We start from the raw sequence: 14,525 nt of genomic DNA, 5'->3' as shown, positions 1-14,525 counted from the left end.
TTCTCTACGTGGCACGGGTGGAATCACGGGTCGAAGCTGATCCGCCACGTCATACGTCTGAACGGGCCTTACGTCTCTACGGCCCGCCCACCAATCCGTTCTACGGCCCGCCCACCAATCCGTCGCGCCTGTCGTGCCGGTCGTGACTGGCGCGGCCGTCGTGACTGGCGCGTCGGTCGCGCCCGGCGTGCCCGTCGCGCACATCCGGTGACGGGAACCTCCGGCGCGGAGCCGTAGCGGGCGGGGAGTCGTCGCTCGCACTTCGCTCCTGCCAGGGCGAAGCGGACTTCCGCGCCGGAGGCGATCTGTGCCCGGGCGTCACGGGGGCGTACGCGAAGTCGGTGGCTTCGGCGAACGCACTGTCCCTGCCCGGGAGTTCAAACACTTTGCCCTCTTTATTCCCCTCTGCGCGCACCGTACAACCGCCGCCACGGCATCGCCGCCGAGCAGAACGGCCGGAAGGGCGGAGGTCTCTCCACGACACGGGCCATGTCATCGAGTTCCCTTCGCAATCGGTTGGCCCCAGGTCTAGCCGCGCCGACAGAGCCCTGTCAATTGGTTGTCCGGACATTCGGACCAGGCCTTGACACCTCTCCCCGGCCGCCCCGAAGCTGACGCCCATGACGTCGTTGCCACCCCAGTCATCGCCCCAGTCATCACCTGCGTCCTCACTGTCGCGCATCCGGATCGGTTCGGCGCCCGACTCCTGGGGCGTGTGGTTCCCCGACGATCCCCAGCAGGTCCCCTGGCAGCGCTTCCTCGACGAGGTCGCCGAGTCCGGATACGAGTGGATCGAGCTGGGCCCGTACGGCTACCTGCCGAGCGAGCCGGCCGTCCTCGCGGACGAGACCGCGCGCCGGAACCTGCAGGTCTCGGCCGGCACGGTCTTCACCGGCCTGCACCACGGCCCTGACGTGTGGGACGCCACCTGGTCACATGTCGCGGACATCGCCGCGCTCACGCAGGCGATGGGCGCCGAGCACCTTGTCGTCATCCCGTCGTTCTGGCGCGACGACAAGACGGGCCAGGTGCTGGAGTCCGACACGCTCACCCCCGAGCAGTGGCGCCACCTCACCAGCCAGACCGAACGGCTCGGGCACGAGGTGCGCGAGCGCTACGGGCTGAAAATCGTCGTTCACCCGCACGCGGACACCCACATCGACAGCGAGGAGAACGTGACGCGTTTCCTCGACGGCACGGACTCGTCGCTCGTGTCGCTGTGCCTGGACACCGGTCACTACGCCTACTGCGGCGGCGACAGCGTCAAGCTCATCGAGACGTACGGGGAGCGGATCGGGTACCTGCACCTCAAGCAGGTGGATCCGGAGATCCTCGCCGACGTACGGGCGAACGAGGTGCCGTTCGGGCCCGCGGTGGGCCGGGGCGTGATGGTCGAGCCGCCGGCCGGAGTGCCGGCGCTGGAGCCCGTGCTCGCCGCGGCGCAGCGGCTGGACGTGGAGCTGTTCGCCATCGTCGAGCAGGACATGTACCCCTGCCCGCCGGACAAGCCGTTTCCGATCGCCCAGCGGACCCGGAAGTTCCTCCGCTCCTGCGGGGCGTAGGCGCCGGGCCCGGCACGGAGGGGCGTTCCCGTCTGCGGGGCTGTGGGGGCTCGCGCCCTCAGGGGGCGCCCCGCAGGCGCGCCCCCTGAGTGGTCGTCGGCCCCTCCGGCACGTAAGACGTCCGGTGCGCAAGGCGTCCGGTACGTAAGACGTCCGGTGCGTATGCGTCACTCGTGTCACAAAAGACCTCTCCCTGTCACACATGTCCCGCGTACGCGGCTCTTGCGTCACACCCGCGCGACAGGCCCTACCGCACCGTCACGCTGTGTCGTTCACCGAGCACAGGATTGTGATCGCCAGCGCAGTGCCCGGCTCCCCCGACGGCCGCCCCCGGCCGCGCCGCGGCGCGCGCGGGGAGGTGCTACTCATGACCGACCAAAGGCTCTGGTCGTACAAAGAGATCGCGGCGCACATCAAGGTGCAGCCGGACACGGTGCGGTCCTACCGCAAACACGGACTGCTGCCCCCGCCCGACCACGTGGAGGGCGGCAAGCCTTACTGGTACGCCGACACCGTCCGCACCTGGGTCGCCGCCAGGCCCGGCAACAGAGGCCGCCGGGGCGGCTGACCACCCCCGGGCGCCCCCACCCCCCTCCGCTCCTCCGTCCCTCCGTCCTTCCGTCCCGTCGACCGTCCGTTTCGAGCATGGGTCCCGTACGACCACCGTGCGGGGCCCACCGCCATGTCCGCCCGCGGTGGCCGGGTTCGTGACCTTCACGCCCAGGGTTCGACGATCGTGACGCCCGCTCCCGGCGCCGCCCCCATCGCCGCCAGCGCGGCGGGCGCCGCCTCCAGGGGAATCGTGGACGTCACCAGGAGGTCGGGGCGCAACAGCCCGGCCCGTACGGCCTCCAGCATCGGCGGGTAGGCGTGCGCGGGCATCCCGTGGCTGCCGAGGAGTTCGAGTTCGAGTCCGATCACGCGGGACATCGGTACCGCGGGATCCTCGGGCAGCAGGCCCACCTGGACGTGCCGGCCGCGGCGGCGCAGGCTGCCGACCGACGCCGCACAGGTGACCGGTGAGCCGAGGGCGTCGAGCGAGAGATGGGCTCCGCCGCCGGTCAGGTCCCGGACCGCCGCCGCCGCGTCGTCGGCCCGTGACGCGTCCACACAGTGCGCGGCGCCGAACCGCCGTGCCAGGTCCAGCGCCCGCGGCGAGAGGTCGACCGCGACGACCCGCGCCCCGGCGGCCGCGGCGATCATCACGGCGGACAGCCCGACGCCTCCGCAGCCGTACACGGCCACCCACTCCCCCGGCGCCGCCCGCCCCTGCGCCACCACCGCGCGGAACGCCGTGGCGAACCGGCAGCCCAGTGAGGCCGACGTCCCGAAGGACAGCTCGTCCGGCACGGCGACGAGGTTCACGTCGGCGTGGTCCAGGGCGACGTACTCGGCGAAGGATCCCCAGTGCGTGAACCCCGGCTGGGTCTGCCGCTCGCACACCTGCTGGTCGCCCGCCGCGCAGGAGGCGCAGCTTCCGCAGGCGCAGACGAAGGGCACCGTGACGCGGTCGCCGGGGCGGTGGCGGGTCACCAGGCCGCCCACCGCCTCGACGGTTCCGGCGAGTTCGTGTCCGGGCACGTGCGGCAGCGTGATGTCCGGATCGTGGCCCTGCCAGCCGTGCCAGTCGCTGCGGCACAGTCCGGTGGCCTCGACCCGCACCACCACCCCGTGCGGCGCGGGCGCCGGGTCCGGTACCTCCCGCACGTCGGCCTGCTCCCCGTACCGCTCGAACACCACTGCCCGCATGTCCTTCGCCCTTCCGTCGTCGATCACCGCCGTAGACCGAAGGGTGCATCGCGACCCCTTCTGCTAGGTGTACCCCCTAGGGGTATAGTCTGGGTACTGTGAAAGCCCGTGGGCCACACACACCCCACGGCACAACGCACCCGTACGCATCCGTACGCGCCCATGGGCGCCGCACACGCACCCTCATACGTCTCGACGAGGAGCAACGACATGAACGCCCAGGCCGACACCCCCGGCTCCGTCACCAGCGTCTACCAGGTGAGCGGGATGAGCTGCGGCCACTGTGAGGGATCGGTCTCCGGCGAGATCTCCGAGATCGCCGGTGTCACCTCGGTGAAGGCCGTCGCCTCCACCGGCGAGGTGACCGTGGTCTCCGCCGCCCCGCTCGACGAGGAGGCCGTGCGCGCCGCCGTCGACGAGGCTGGCTTCGAGCTCGCCGGCAAGGCCTGACGCACGGACATGACCAGCACCACCGCAGCGACCGCAGCTACCACCGGGACCGACGCGCCAGCGCAGGTCGAGCTGACCATCGGCGGGATGACCTGCGCCTCCTGCGCGGCCCGGGTGGAGAAGAAGCTCAACCGCATGGACGGTGTCACCGCCACGGTGAACTACGCGACGGAGAAGGCGAAGGTCTCGTACGCGGACGGGGTGCGGGTCGACGACCTGATCGCCACCGTGGTGAAGACGGGCTACACGGCCGAGGAACCCCCGCCGCCACCGCCCCCCGGCCCCGCAGGCGACGAGAGCGGGTCCGGCACGGACCGGGCGGCCGACAAGCACGACACCGAGCTGGCCGCGCTGCGCGAACGCCTCGTCGTCACCGCGCTCCTCGCCACCCCCGTCGTCCTGCTCTCGATGATTCCGGCGCTCCAGTTCGACAACTGGCAGTGGCTCGCGCTGACGCTCGCCGCGCCGGTCGTCGTCTGGGGCGGACTGCCCTTCCACCGGGCGGCGTTCACGAACGCCCGGCACGGCGCCGCCACCATGGACACGCTCATCTCGACCGGCACGCTGGCCGCATTCGGCTGGTCCCTGTGGGCGCTGTTCTGGGGCGACGCGGGAATGGAGGGCATGCGGGACGAGGGCTTCTCCCTCACCGTCTCCCGCGCGCAGGGCTCCTCGGCGATCTACCTCGAAGTCGCCGCCGGGGTCGTGGCCCTCATCCTCCTCGGCCGTTATCTGGAGGCCCGCTCCAAGCGCCGGGCGGGCGCCGCCCTGCGCTCCCTCATGGAACTGGGCGCCAAGGACGTCTCCGTCGTACGGGGCGGCCGTGAGGTCCGCGTTCCGGTGGCCGCGCTGGCCGTGGGCGACCGCTTCGTCGTACGGCCCGGCGAGAAGGTCGCCACCGACGGCACCGTCGTCGAGGGGACCTCGGCGGTCGACGCGTCGATGCTGACGGGCGAGTCGGTGCCGGTGGACGTGACGGTGGGCTCGGCCGTCACGGGGGCGACCGTGAACGCCGGCGGGCGGCTGCTCGTCGAGGCGACCCGGGTCGGCGCCGGCACCCAGCTCGCCCGGATGGCGCGGCTCGTGGAGGACGCCCAGAACGGCAAGGCCCAGGTGCAGCGCCTCGCCGACCGGATCTCCGGGATCTTCGTACCCGTCGTGCTGCTGATCGCGGCCGGCACCTTCGGGGTCTGGCTCGGCGTCACCGGCGACACGGCCGCCGCGTTCACCGCAGCCGTCGCCGTGCTGATCATCGCCTGCCCGTGCGCCCTGGGCCTCGCCACCCCGACCGCCCTCATGGTCGGCACCGGCCGCGGCGCCCAGCTCGGCATCCTCATCAAGGGCCCCGAGGTCCTGGAGTCCACCCGCCGCGTCGACACGGTCGTCCTGGACAAGACCGGAACGGTGACGACCGGCCGCATGACCCTCCAGGAGGTGTACGCGGCCGACGGCACCGAGGAGGAGCGGGTACTGCGGCTCGCGGGCGCCCTGGAGCACGCCTCGGAGCATCCCGTCGCCCGGGCCGTCGCGGCGGGCGCGGAGGAACGGATCGGGGCCCTGCCGACCGTGGACGGCTTCGAGAACGTCCCCGGACTCGGCGTCCGCGGCACGGTCGAGGGCCACGCGGTGCTCGTGGGCCGGGCCCGCCTGCTCGCGGACGCCGGGATCCTGCTGCCCGACGAGCTGGTCGCGTTCCGGACGCGGGCCGAGGAGGAGGGGCGTACCACCGTGGCCGTCGCCTGGGACGGAGCCGCCCACGGGGTCGTCACCGTCGCCGACGCGGTCAGGGAGACCAGCGCGGAGGCGGTCCGCGCGCTGCGCGCCCTGGGGCTCACCCCGATCCTGCTGACCGGGGACAACCGGGCCGTCGCCGCGTCCGTGGCCCGCTCGGTCGGCATCGACCCGGCCGATGTACTGGCCGAGGTGCTGCCGGAGGACAAGGTCGACGTGATCAGGCGGCTGCGCGCCGAGGGGCGGACCGTGGCGATGGTGGGCGACGGCGTCAACGACGCGGCGGCGCTCGCCACCGCCGACCTCGGCCTCGCGATGGGCACCGGGACGGACGCGGCGATCGAGGCGAGCGACCTGACACTCGTACGGGGGGATCTGCGGGCGGCCTCGGACGCGATCCGGCTGTCGCGGAAGACCCTCTCCACGATCAAGGGAAACCTCGTGTGGGCCTTCGGCTACAACGTGGCGGCGCTTCCGCTCGCCGCGGCGGGATTGCTGAACCCGATGATCGCGGGCGCCGCCATGGCGTTCTCCTCCGTGTTCGTGGTGACGAACAGCCTGCGTCTCAGGGCATTTTCATGACGAAGAGGTAGGAGTCCCCTAGAGTCCGGCACACCTCTTCACATAAGCTCTTCACAAGGCTCGCGCATCATCCTTACGCTAGGACCCCGATAGTCGTATCGGGGCTCTTGTGTATCTTCAGGACAAATGCAAGAGACGCAGGTCACAGTGCTGTGAACGTAACCATCAAAGGGGTTCGTGAGTCTAAGTTGACGATGTCAGACGCGTCTTGGGGGGCGTTTCTGACATCTGGGGACGTCTTGGGGGACGTTCTCGGAACTGCGTTGCCGGGGCGCGTACAGCGGGGAGCTTTGAGCGGCCCTCCCGTACGTACGGGTCCCGGCACACCGCACCGGAGCACGGCGAGTTCTGCTCGTTTTGCTCGCAGCGTTTCAGGCGCTGCCTTCAGACGCCCGGCCGGATCCCGTGGGGGGAATCCGCACCGGGACATGGAAGGCGCCCCGACTCCGGCCCGTGGGGGGACCGGCAGCGGGGCGCCTTCTTTAATTGCCTGACGGGGCTGTCTTGCGAGGGCTGCCTTGTGGGGCTCTGCCTGTGACAGGGCGCTGGGTTCGCCTCGGGGGCGCAGGCCCCGGTGAGGTGCCTGCGCCCCCGAGGGGCGCGGGGAACCGCGCGACCGGCCCCCGCTCGCCCGCAGCCGGAGAACCGCCGACCGCGCGGAGCGCCTACCGCTCCTCGACCGGGGCGAAGTCCCGCTCGACCACGCCCGTGTAGATCTGGCGCGGGCGGCCGATGCGCGAACCCGGCTCCTTGATCATCTCGTGCCACTGGGCGATCCAGCCCGGCAGCCGGCCGAGGGCGAACAGGACCGTGAACATCTCGGTCGGGAAGCCCATGGCCCGGTAGATCAGGCCCGTGTAGAAGTCGACGTTCGGGTAGAGGTTGCGCGAGACGAAGTAGTCGTCGGAGAGCGCGTGCTCCTCCAGCTTGAGCGCGATGTCCAGCAGTTCGTCGGACTTGCCGAGAGCCGAGAGGACGTCGTGCGCGGCAGCCTTGATGATCTTGGCGCGCGGGTCGAAGGACTTGTACACCCGGTGGCCGAAGCCCATCAGGCGGACGCCGTCCTCCTTGTTCTTCACCTTGCGGATGAAGGAGTCGACGTCGCCGCCGTTGGCCTTGATGCCTTCCAGCATCTCCAGCACGGACTGGTTGGCGCCGCCGTGCAGGGGGCCCCAGAGGGCGCTGATGCCGGCGGAGATCGAGGCGAACATGTTCGCCTGCGACGAGCCCACCAGACGGACGGTGGAGGTCGAACAGTTCTGCTCGTGGTCCGCGTGCAGGATGAGCAGCTTGTCGAGCGCCGAGACGACGACCGGGTCGGGCTCGTACTCCTGCGCCGGGACCGAGAAGGTCATGCGCAGGAAGTTCTCGACGTACCCGAGGTCGTTGCGCGGGTAGACGAAGGGGTGACCGATCGACTTCTTGTACGCGTACGCCGCGATCGTCGGAAGCTTGGCGAGCAGCCTGATCGTCGAGAGATGGCGCTGCTTCTCGTCGAACGGGTTGTGGCTGTCCTGGTAGAACGTCGACAGCGCGGAGACCACCGACGACAGCATGGCCATCGGGTGGGCGTCACGGGGGAAGCCCTGGAAGAACCGCTTGACGTCCTCGTGCAGCAGGGTGTGCTGCGTGATCTCGGTCTGGAAGGTGGAGAGCTCGTCGACCGTGGGCAGCTCACCGTTGATCAGCAGGGAGGCCACCTCAAGGAAGGTGGAGCTCTCGGCAAGCTGCTCGATCGGATAACCGCGGTAGCGGAGGATGCCCTGCTCACCGTCGAGATAGGTGATGGCGGATTTATAGGCGGCGGTATTCCCGTAACCGCTGTCCAGCGTCACCAGACCGGTCTGGGCGCGGAGCTTCCCGATGTCGAAGCCCTTGTCGCCGACGGTGCTGTCGATCACCGGGTAGGTGTACTCGCCGTCGCCGTACCGCAGTACTACAGAGTTGTCGCTCACGTCATCCCTCACCGACGTTGTGCCTCTTCTTCGAGGTGCCCTGACTGTCTCTACCATCCCCCATTTGGCGCAGGAGAGTGCACTCGGGGTCGACCATTGGGCCTATTGGCGGCACTGAGTGCCGCCAACCTGTTCATCCTGCCCGCTTCCTCCGCCGTACGAAAGTGCCGTGTGACGTTTCCGACTCATTTGATCGATCATTTTTTCCGCTGCGGCCGGCGAGGGCAGGCCGCGCTCACGCGGCGGAGCCGCGGGCGGACTCAGCGCTGCGAGCGGCCTCGGTGCCGCAGGTGGACTCAGGGCCGAAGGCGACCTCAGGGCCGAAGGTGGACTCAGTCCGGTAGGCGGCCGCCTGCCAGGCGGAAGTCCAGGGCCGTGCACCGCCGCCCGGCGGAGACCGTGCGGACCGCCTGTCCGATGGCCTTGCGCGAACCGACCAGCACCACCAGTTTCTTCGCCCGCGTGACCGCCGTGTAGAGGAGATTGCGCTGCAGCATCATCCACGCACTCGTGGTGACCGGGATGACCACCGCCGGATACTCGCTCCCCTGGGAGCGGTGGATCGTCACCGCATACGCGTGGGCCAGCTCATCCAGCTCGTCGAACTCGTACGGCACCTCCTCGTCCTCGTCCGTCAGGACCGTGAGGCGCTGATCGTCGAGGTTCAGCGAGGTCACCACCCCCACCGTGCCGTTGAAGACGCCGTTCTCGCCCTTCTCGTAGTTGTTGCGGATCTGGGTGACCTTGTCGCCGACGCGGAAGACGCGGCCGCCGAAGCGCTTCTCGGGGAGGTCCGGCCGGGCCGGGGTGACGGCCTGCTGGAGCAGTCCGTTGAGCGCGGCCGCGCCCGCCGGTCCCCGGTGCATCGGAGCCAGCACCTGCACATCACGGCGCGGGTCGAGCCCGAACCTGGCCGGGATACGCCGCGCCGCCACATCCACCGTGAGCCGCCCCGCCTCCTCCGTCTCGTCCTCCACGAAGAGGAAGAAGTCATCGAGCTTGTCCGTGACCGGCTGCTGCCCCGCGTTGATCCGGTGGGCGTTCATCACCACCCCCGACTGCTGAGCCTGCCGGAAGACCCGGGTGAGGCGAACCGCCGGCACGGGCCCGCCCTCGGCCAGCAGATCCCGCAGCACCTCACCCGCACCGACGCTGGGCAGCTGGTCGACATCCCCCACGAAGAGCAGATGCGCACCCGGCGGCACCGCCTTGACCAGCTTGTTGGCCAGCAGCAGGTCCAGCATCGACGCCTCGTCCACGACCACCAGGTCGGCGTCCAGCGGACGGTCCTTGTCGTACGCCGCGTCGCCTCCCGGCCGCAGCTCCAGAAGCCGGTGCACGGTCGAGGCCTCCGCGCCGGTCAGCTCGGCGAGCCGTTTGGCGGCCCGGCCCGTCGGCGCCGCAAGGACCACCTTCGCCTTCTTCGCCCTGGCCAGCTCCACGATCGACCGGACCGTGAAGGACTTGCCGCAGCCGGGCCCGCCCGTGAGCACCGCGACCTTCTCGGTGAGGGCGAGCCGGACGGCCTGCTCCTGCTCGGGGGCCAGCTCCGTCCCCGTACGCCCCCTGAGCCAGGCCAGGGCCTTGTCCCACGTCACGTCCCGGAACGCGGGCATCCGGTCCTCACCGGTACGCAGGAGCCGCAACAGCTGCGCGGACAGGGACAGTTCGGCCCGGTGGAAGGGGACGAGGTAGATGGCCGTCACAGGTTCCCCGCCGTCCTGGCCCGGCACCCGCTCCCGGACGACACCCGGCTCCTCGCCCTCCTCCCCCGGCGCCGCCAGCTCCCCCAGGCACTCGATGACCAGGCCCGTGTCCACCTGGAGCAGTTTCACCGCGTCCGCGATCAGCCGCTCCTCCGGAAGGAAGCAGTTGCCCTGGTCGCTGGACTGCGAAAGGGCGTACTGGAGGCCGGCTTTCACCCGCTCCGGGCTGTCGTGCGGGATGCCCACGGACTGGGCGATCTTGTCGGCGGTGAGGAAGCCGATGCCCCAGACGTCGGACGCGAGGCGGTAGGGCTGGTTCTTGACGACCGAGATCGACGCGTCGCCGTACTTCTTGTAGATACGGACTGCGATGGACGTGGACACCTCGACGGTCTGGAGGAAGAGCATGACCTCCTTGATCGCCTTCTGCTCCTCCCAGGCCTCGGCGATCTTCTTGGTGCGCTTGGGGCCGAGCCCGGGCACCTCGATGAGCCTCTTCGGCTCCTCCTCGATGATGTCCAGCGTGTCCAGCCCGAAGTGCTGGGTGATGCGGTCGGCGAAGACCGGTCCGATGCCCTTGACCAGGCCGGACCCGAGATAGCGGCGGATGCCCTGCACCGTGGCGGGCAGCACCGTCGTGTAGTTCTCGACGGTGAACTGCTTCCCGTACTGCTGGTGGGAGCCCCAACGGCCCTCCATGCGCAGGGACTCGCCCACCTGGGCGCCGAGCAGCGCGCCGACGACCGTGAGGAGATCACCGCCGCCGCGACCTGTGTCGACCCGCGCGACCGTGTACCCGTTGTCCTCGTTGGCGTACGTGATCCGCTCCAGGACGCCTTCGAGCGTGGCGAGTCGCCGCTCGCCCGCGGGGTCCCCCACCTGGTTGGTCATGATCCGACGCTACCGCCCACGTCTGACATCGGCTCAGCCGAGCTTGCGAGCCACGCCTCCGTAGAAGCCGATCTCGCCGGATCGGTCCGGTGGCGGGGTGTCCGGGCGCCAGAACGGGACCTGGGTCACGCCGGGCTCGACCAGTTCGAAACCGTCGAAGAACCGCTCGACCTCGGCGCGGGACCGCAGGTTCATGGTGGCGGTCGCGTTGTTGTAGACGGCCTGGGCATCGCCGCGGTCGGCGAAGTCGCCCGTGGCGTGCGAGAGCACCAGGAAACTGCCCTTCGGCAGCGCGTCGCGCAGGGTGGAGACGACCTGCCCGGGATTCTCCGCGTCGGTGAGGAAGTGGAAGATGGCGACCAGGAGCACGGCGACCGGCTCGTCGAAGTCGATGACTCGACGGACGTCGGGGTGGTCCACGATGGCCTGCGGGTCGCGCAGGTCGGCGAGCACGATACTGGTCGCGCCGGAGCGGCTGAGCAGCGCGTCGGCGTGCACCTTCACGATCGGATCGTTGTCGACGTACGCGACGCGCACGTCCGGGGCCACCTCCTGAGCGATCTCGTGCACGTTCGGCGAGGTGGGCAGCCCGGTGCCGATGTCGAGGATCTGGCGGACGCCGCTGCCGACGATGTACCGGACGGCGCGCCGCATGAAGGCCCGGTTGGCCCGCACGGATATCCACACCTCGGGTGCGACGCCGGCGAGTTCGTCGCCGGCCTTCTGGTCCACCTCGTAGTTGTCCTTGCCGCCCAGCAGGTAGTCGTAGATCCGCGCAGGGTGCGGCCTGCTGGTGTCGATCCCCTCGGCACGGAAGCCGTCCTGACTCACGCTGCACTCCTCTCGACCACCGCACGGCCTCTTGCCTGCGAACGGCTGACGGCAGCATCCCATATCAACTCCTGTGCGGGCACACGCAGTTGCCTATCCAGCGGCATGGCCACGGAGGATGCCGCCCAGCCGGTCCGGTGCCGTATCACTGCACAGTGCTCACTCGGACAGCAGCAAGGCGATCGTTCGGACCGGTTTCTCGTTCTTCGGTGCGCTGATGCCGATGACTTGACTTGTACCTCGTGCTGAAGCACGAGGATTCTGGCCTTCCGTTCCGCTGCTGTGCCGCTGCGCGGCACGGGCTTCGGCCGGGAATCCGTGACTTCCTGTGATCAAGAGAAAGGGCCGGTCCGGAGCACGGGCCCGGACCGGCTGTGGTTGTGAGTGTGAGTGTGAGGGAGCGTCAGCCAGCGGTGGGCACGGGGTCACGGTCCGATCCGGCCGCTGACTTCAGCTCGGCCGCTTCGGTCTCCTTGGGCTTCGCGTCGAGCACGGGGCTGATCTGCTGCTTTGGCCCACCCTGCGGCTCATGGGCGCGGTCGGTCTCGGGAGCGGAGGTGTACGGGATCTCGCCACTCATGACGGCCTTGGCACGGGCCATGTCGAGTTGCCCCTCCCACTTGGCCACCGCCAGGGTGGCGACGCCGTTGCCCACGACGCTGGTCAGAGCCCGGGCCTCGGACATGAAGCGGTCGATTCCGAAGATGAGGGCCAGGGCGGCGACGGGAACGTGCGGAACGGCGCTGAGGGTGGCTGCCAGGGCGATGAAACCGGAGCCGGTAACGCCTGCGGCGCCCTTGGAGGTGAGCAGCATGACGGCGAGCATCGACAGTTGCTGGGTGAGGCTGAGGTCGATGCCGAGGGCCTGGGCGAGGAAGACCGAGCCCATGGTCAGGTAGATCGCGGTGCCGTCGAGGTTGAAGGAGTATCCGGCGGGCAGTGTGATGCCCACGACCGGCTTGGAGGCGCCGGCGTGCTGCAGTTTGGCCATCATGCGCGGCAGCACCGGCTCGCTGGACGAGGTGCCGAGGACGATCAGCAGCTCTTCCTTGATGTAGCGGAGGAAGGGAAGCAGACGCAGGCCGTTGATGCGCATGACCGTGCCGAGGACGACCAGGACGAAGAACAGGGCGGTGAGCCAGAAGGAGCCGACCAGCAGAAAGAGGTGACGCAGGGTGTCGAGACCGTAGTTGCCGATGGTGAAGGCCATGGAGCCGAAGGCGCCGATCGGGGCCAGCCGCATGATCCAGCGGATGAGCGTGAACAGGATCTTGGACAGCTTCTCAATGCCCTGTGTGATCCCCGCCCCGGCCTCGCCGGCGGCGTTCAGGCCGAAGCCGAACAGGACCGAGACCAGAAGCACCGGCAGGATCTCGTGGCCGGTCAGCGCGCCGGGCAGGGTGTCCGGAATGTTGGAGAGGACGAACGCGGAGACGCTCTCGTGGCTCTGAGTCGCCTCCGGCGGCAGGCCCTCGGTGGACAGGGTGGACGGATCGACGTGCAGTCCGCTGCCGGGCTTGACGAGGTTGACGACGACCAGGCCGATCACCATGGCGACGGTGGTCAGGACCTCGAAGTAGATCAGCGCCTTGAGACTGACCCGTCCGACGGCGCGCGCGTTGCCCATGGAGGCGATGCCGTGGATGACGGTACAGAAGATGACCGGGGCGATCATCATGCGCACCAGGGCGATGAAGCTGTCGCCCAAGGGTTTCAGGTCGGCTCCGAACGAGGGCCACAGCCAGCCGACCGCTGCCCCGGCAAGGACACCGATCAGACACTGGACGTACAGCAGAGACAGCAGTCGGCGGATGCGGCCGGGTGGGGCGGTGACGGTGCCCGGGGCGGCGTCGTTGCGGCTCATGCGGGGCGTCCTTCCAGGACGGGAACGAGGAGTTCGGCTCGGGCGATGCGGCGGGCGGCGCGGTGCAGCAGCACCGTGGGGGACGCGCCGTGCGCCGCGGGGACGGATTGGGCGGTGATGACACCGGCCGGGGTGCCCAGGCGCAGCGTTCCGTCGGCGGTCTGCCGGGCGACGCGGTGAGCGAGGGTGCCGGGGGTAGCGGCTGCGGTGGCCAGCGCGACGGCCGAGGTGAGACCGATCGTCGGGTGGGGTGCGTGCATGGAAACCATGCGGACGGCCAGGTCGTACTCGTCCTCTCCGACCGGGGTGCCGTCGGTGGTGCGGTAGGCGGCGGGGCGGGCGACGAGGCCGACCTTCGGCACGGCGTGGCTGACGGGTTCGTGCTCCTTGGCCAGGCCCATGGCAAGGGCGGCCTGCCGGCGCAGCACGGTGAGCGCCGGCAATGCCGCGGCGAACTCGGCCAGAGACTCGGTGCCCTGGAGGCTGAAGGCCTTGGCCTCGAACAGCGCGGCCGGGGCGCCGGCGTCGACCAGGGACGCCTCGACCCGGCCGACGGGCCCGGTCAGGGTGTCCACGGCGCGGCCGGTCGGCAGGGTGCGACCCGTGGTCGAACCCGCCGGGTCCTCGAAGCCGAGCAGGACCGGCACACCGAGTGCGGCGGTGCCGGGCACCGCGGCCGTGCCCTCCTCCGGGGCCGTCCGTCCGGGGGTGGGGATGGTGCCGGTGAGGCGGGCCCGGGTGTTGACATTGAGCATCCGCACCGTGGTGGAGTCCGACGTGATCGGCACCAGGCCGTTGTGGACGGCGTACAGGGCGACGGCGGTCGCGCAGTTGCCGCAGTTGCTGGCCCATTCCACGCGCTCGTCACCGATGCCGACCTGCGCGAAGGCGTACTCGATGTCGACGCCCGGCTCGGTCGAGGCCCCGACTATCGCGGCCTTGGAAGTGGTGGAGGAGGCACCGCCGACGCCGTCGATCTGGCGGGGGTCGGCGGCGTTGTAGGCGGCGAGCAGCAGAGCGTCGGCGTTCACGCCGGTCGCCACCACGTCGTGGTGGTCGAAGATCCAGCACTTGCTGGTTCCTCCGCGGATCATCTCGCCCTGCAGACGCAACACAACGGACTCCTCGTGGAAACCCCGGCGGCACTTCCGTGGGGGATGCGATCCACAGTGGGCGCGGAGAGCGTGAAGTACAATCTCGTAAA

General features: G+C 69.9%; 10 protein-coding genes and 1 pseudogene. 4 read left to right on the top strand and 7 right to left on the bottom strand.

Annotated elements, in window-relative coordinates; translation table 11 throughout:
• Positions 1–209: 209 nt before the first annotated feature.
• Positions 210–394 (bottom strand): annotated as a pseudogene (locus AB0D14_RS01535) (5-deoxy-glucuronate isomerase); the annotation flags it as partial.
• A gap of 226 nt (positions 395–620) precedes the next feature.
• Between AB0D14_RS01535 and AB0D14_RS01530 the strand changes: the two are divergent.
• The gene (locus AB0D14_RS01530; protein WP_362773001.1) at positions 621–1,562 is read left to right on the top strand and encodes a sugar phosphate isomerase/epimerase; all 942 of its coding nucleotides are present in this window, start codon (positions 621–623) and stop codon (positions 1,560–1,562) included.
• Between the two features lie 367 nt (positions 1,563–1,929).
• Complete coding sequence (locus tag AB0D14_RS01525; protein WP_362772999.1) at positions 1,930–2,130, top strand: MerR family transcriptional regulator; 201 nt, start codon at positions 1,930–1,932, stop codon at positions 2,128–2,130.
• Positions 2,131–2,276: 146 nt separating this feature from the next.
• Here AB0D14_RS01525 and AB0D14_RS01520 read toward each other — a convergent pair whose 3' ends face one another.
• Positions 2,277–3,311 carry an alcohol dehydrogenase catalytic domain-containing protein gene (locus tag AB0D14_RS01520; RefSeq protein ID WP_362773169.1) on the bottom strand — a complete coding sequence of 345 codons (1,035 nt, stop codon included), beginning with the start codon at positions 3,309–3,311 and terminating at the stop codon, positions 2,277–2,279.
• 210 nt (positions 3,312–3,521) lie between these two features.
• On the opposite strand from AB0D14_RS01520, the gene AB0D14_RS01515 reads away from it, so the two are divergent.
• Positions 3,522–3,761, top strand: coding sequence for a heavy-metal-associated domain-containing protein (locus AB0D14_RS01515; RefSeq protein WP_362772996.1), 240 nt, complete (start codon positions 3,522–3,524; stop codon positions 3,759–3,761).
• Positions 3,762–3,770: 9 nt separating this feature from the next.
• On the top strand, positions 3,771–6,074 hold the full coding sequence (locus AB0D14_RS01510) for a heavy metal translocating P-type ATPase (RefSeq protein ID WP_362772993.1): 2,304 nt from the start codon (positions 3,771–3,773) through the stop codon (positions 6,072–6,074).
• A 665-nt stretch (positions 6,075–6,739) separates the two neighbouring features.
• Here the strand turns inward: AB0D14_RS01510 and AB0D14_RS01505 are convergent.
• The 5 genes from AB0D14_RS01505 to AB0D14_RS01485 all read right to left on the bottom strand — a co-directional run bounded on the left by AB0D14_RS01505 (position 6,740) and on the right by AB0D14_RS01485 (position 14,436).
• On the bottom strand, positions 6,740–8,029 hold the full coding sequence (locus AB0D14_RS01505) for a citrate synthase (RefSeq protein WP_362772990.1): 1,290 nt from the start codon (positions 8,027–8,029) through the stop codon (positions 6,740–6,742).
• Positions 8,030–8,361: 332 nt separating this feature from the next.
• Positions 8,362–10,626, bottom strand: coding sequence for an ATP-dependent RecD-like DNA helicase (locus AB0D14_RS01500; RefSeq protein ID WP_362772987.1), 2,265 nt, complete (start codon positions 10,624–10,626; stop codon positions 8,362–8,364).
• Between the two features lie 33 nt (positions 10,627–10,659).
• A complete protein-coding gene (locus AB0D14_RS01495) occupies positions 10,660–11,457 on the bottom strand; it encodes an SAM-dependent methyltransferase (protein ID WP_362772984.1) in 798 nt (265 codons plus the stop codon).
• Between the two features lie 403 nt (positions 11,458–11,860).
• Positions 11,861–13,321: a C4-dicarboxylate transporter DctA gene (dctA, locus tag AB0D14_RS01490; protein ID WP_362772981.1), complete on the bottom strand. Its 1,461-nt coding sequence runs from the start codon at positions 13,319–13,321 to the stop codon at positions 11,861–11,863.
• Complete coding sequence (locus tag AB0D14_RS01485; RefSeq protein ID WP_362772978.1) at positions 13,318–14,436, bottom strand: PrpF domain-containing protein; 1,119 nt, start codon at positions 14,434–14,436, stop codon at positions 13,318–13,320. Before AB0D14_RS01485 ends, dctA begins: the two co-directional genes overlap by 4 nt.
• Between the last annotated feature and the right edge of the window lie 89 nt (positions 14,437–14,525).

It is taken from the genome of Streptomyces sp. NPDC048484 (genome assembly GCF_040651415.1).
In the GTDB taxonomy this organism is placed as follows: Bacteria; Actinomycetota; Actinomycetes; order Streptomycetales; family Streptomycetaceae; genus Streptomyces.
This window is presented reverse-complemented; position numbering and strand designations above follow the sequence as displayed.

Coding starts and splice junctions, on each gene's coding strand:
- AB0D14_RS01530 (WP_362773001.1), top strand. CDS start 621: ATGACGTCGTTGCCACCCCAGTCATCGCCCCAGTCATCACCTGCGTCC.
- AB0D14_RS01525 (WP_362772999.1), top strand. CDS start 1,930: ATGACCGACCAAAGGCTCTGGTCGTACAAAGAGATCGCGGCGCACATC.
- AB0D14_RS01520 (WP_362773169.1), bottom strand. CDS start 3,311: ATGCGGGCAGTGGTGTTCGAGCGGTACGGGGAGCAGGCCGACGTGCGG.
- AB0D14_RS01515 (WP_362772996.1), top strand. CDS start 3,522: ATGAACGCCCAGGCCGACACCCCCGGCTCCGTCACCAGCGTCTACCAG.
- AB0D14_RS01510 (WP_362772993.1), top strand. CDS start 3,771: ATGACCAGCACCACCGCAGCGACCGCAGCTACCACCGGGACCGACGCG.
- AB0D14_RS01500 (WP_362772987.1), bottom strand. CDS start 10,626: ATGACCAACCAGGTGGGGGACCCCGCGGGCGAGCGGCGACTCGCCACG.
- dctA (WP_362772981.1), bottom strand. CDS start 13,321: ATGAGCCGCAACGACGCCGCCCCGGGCACCGTCACCGCCCCACCCGGC.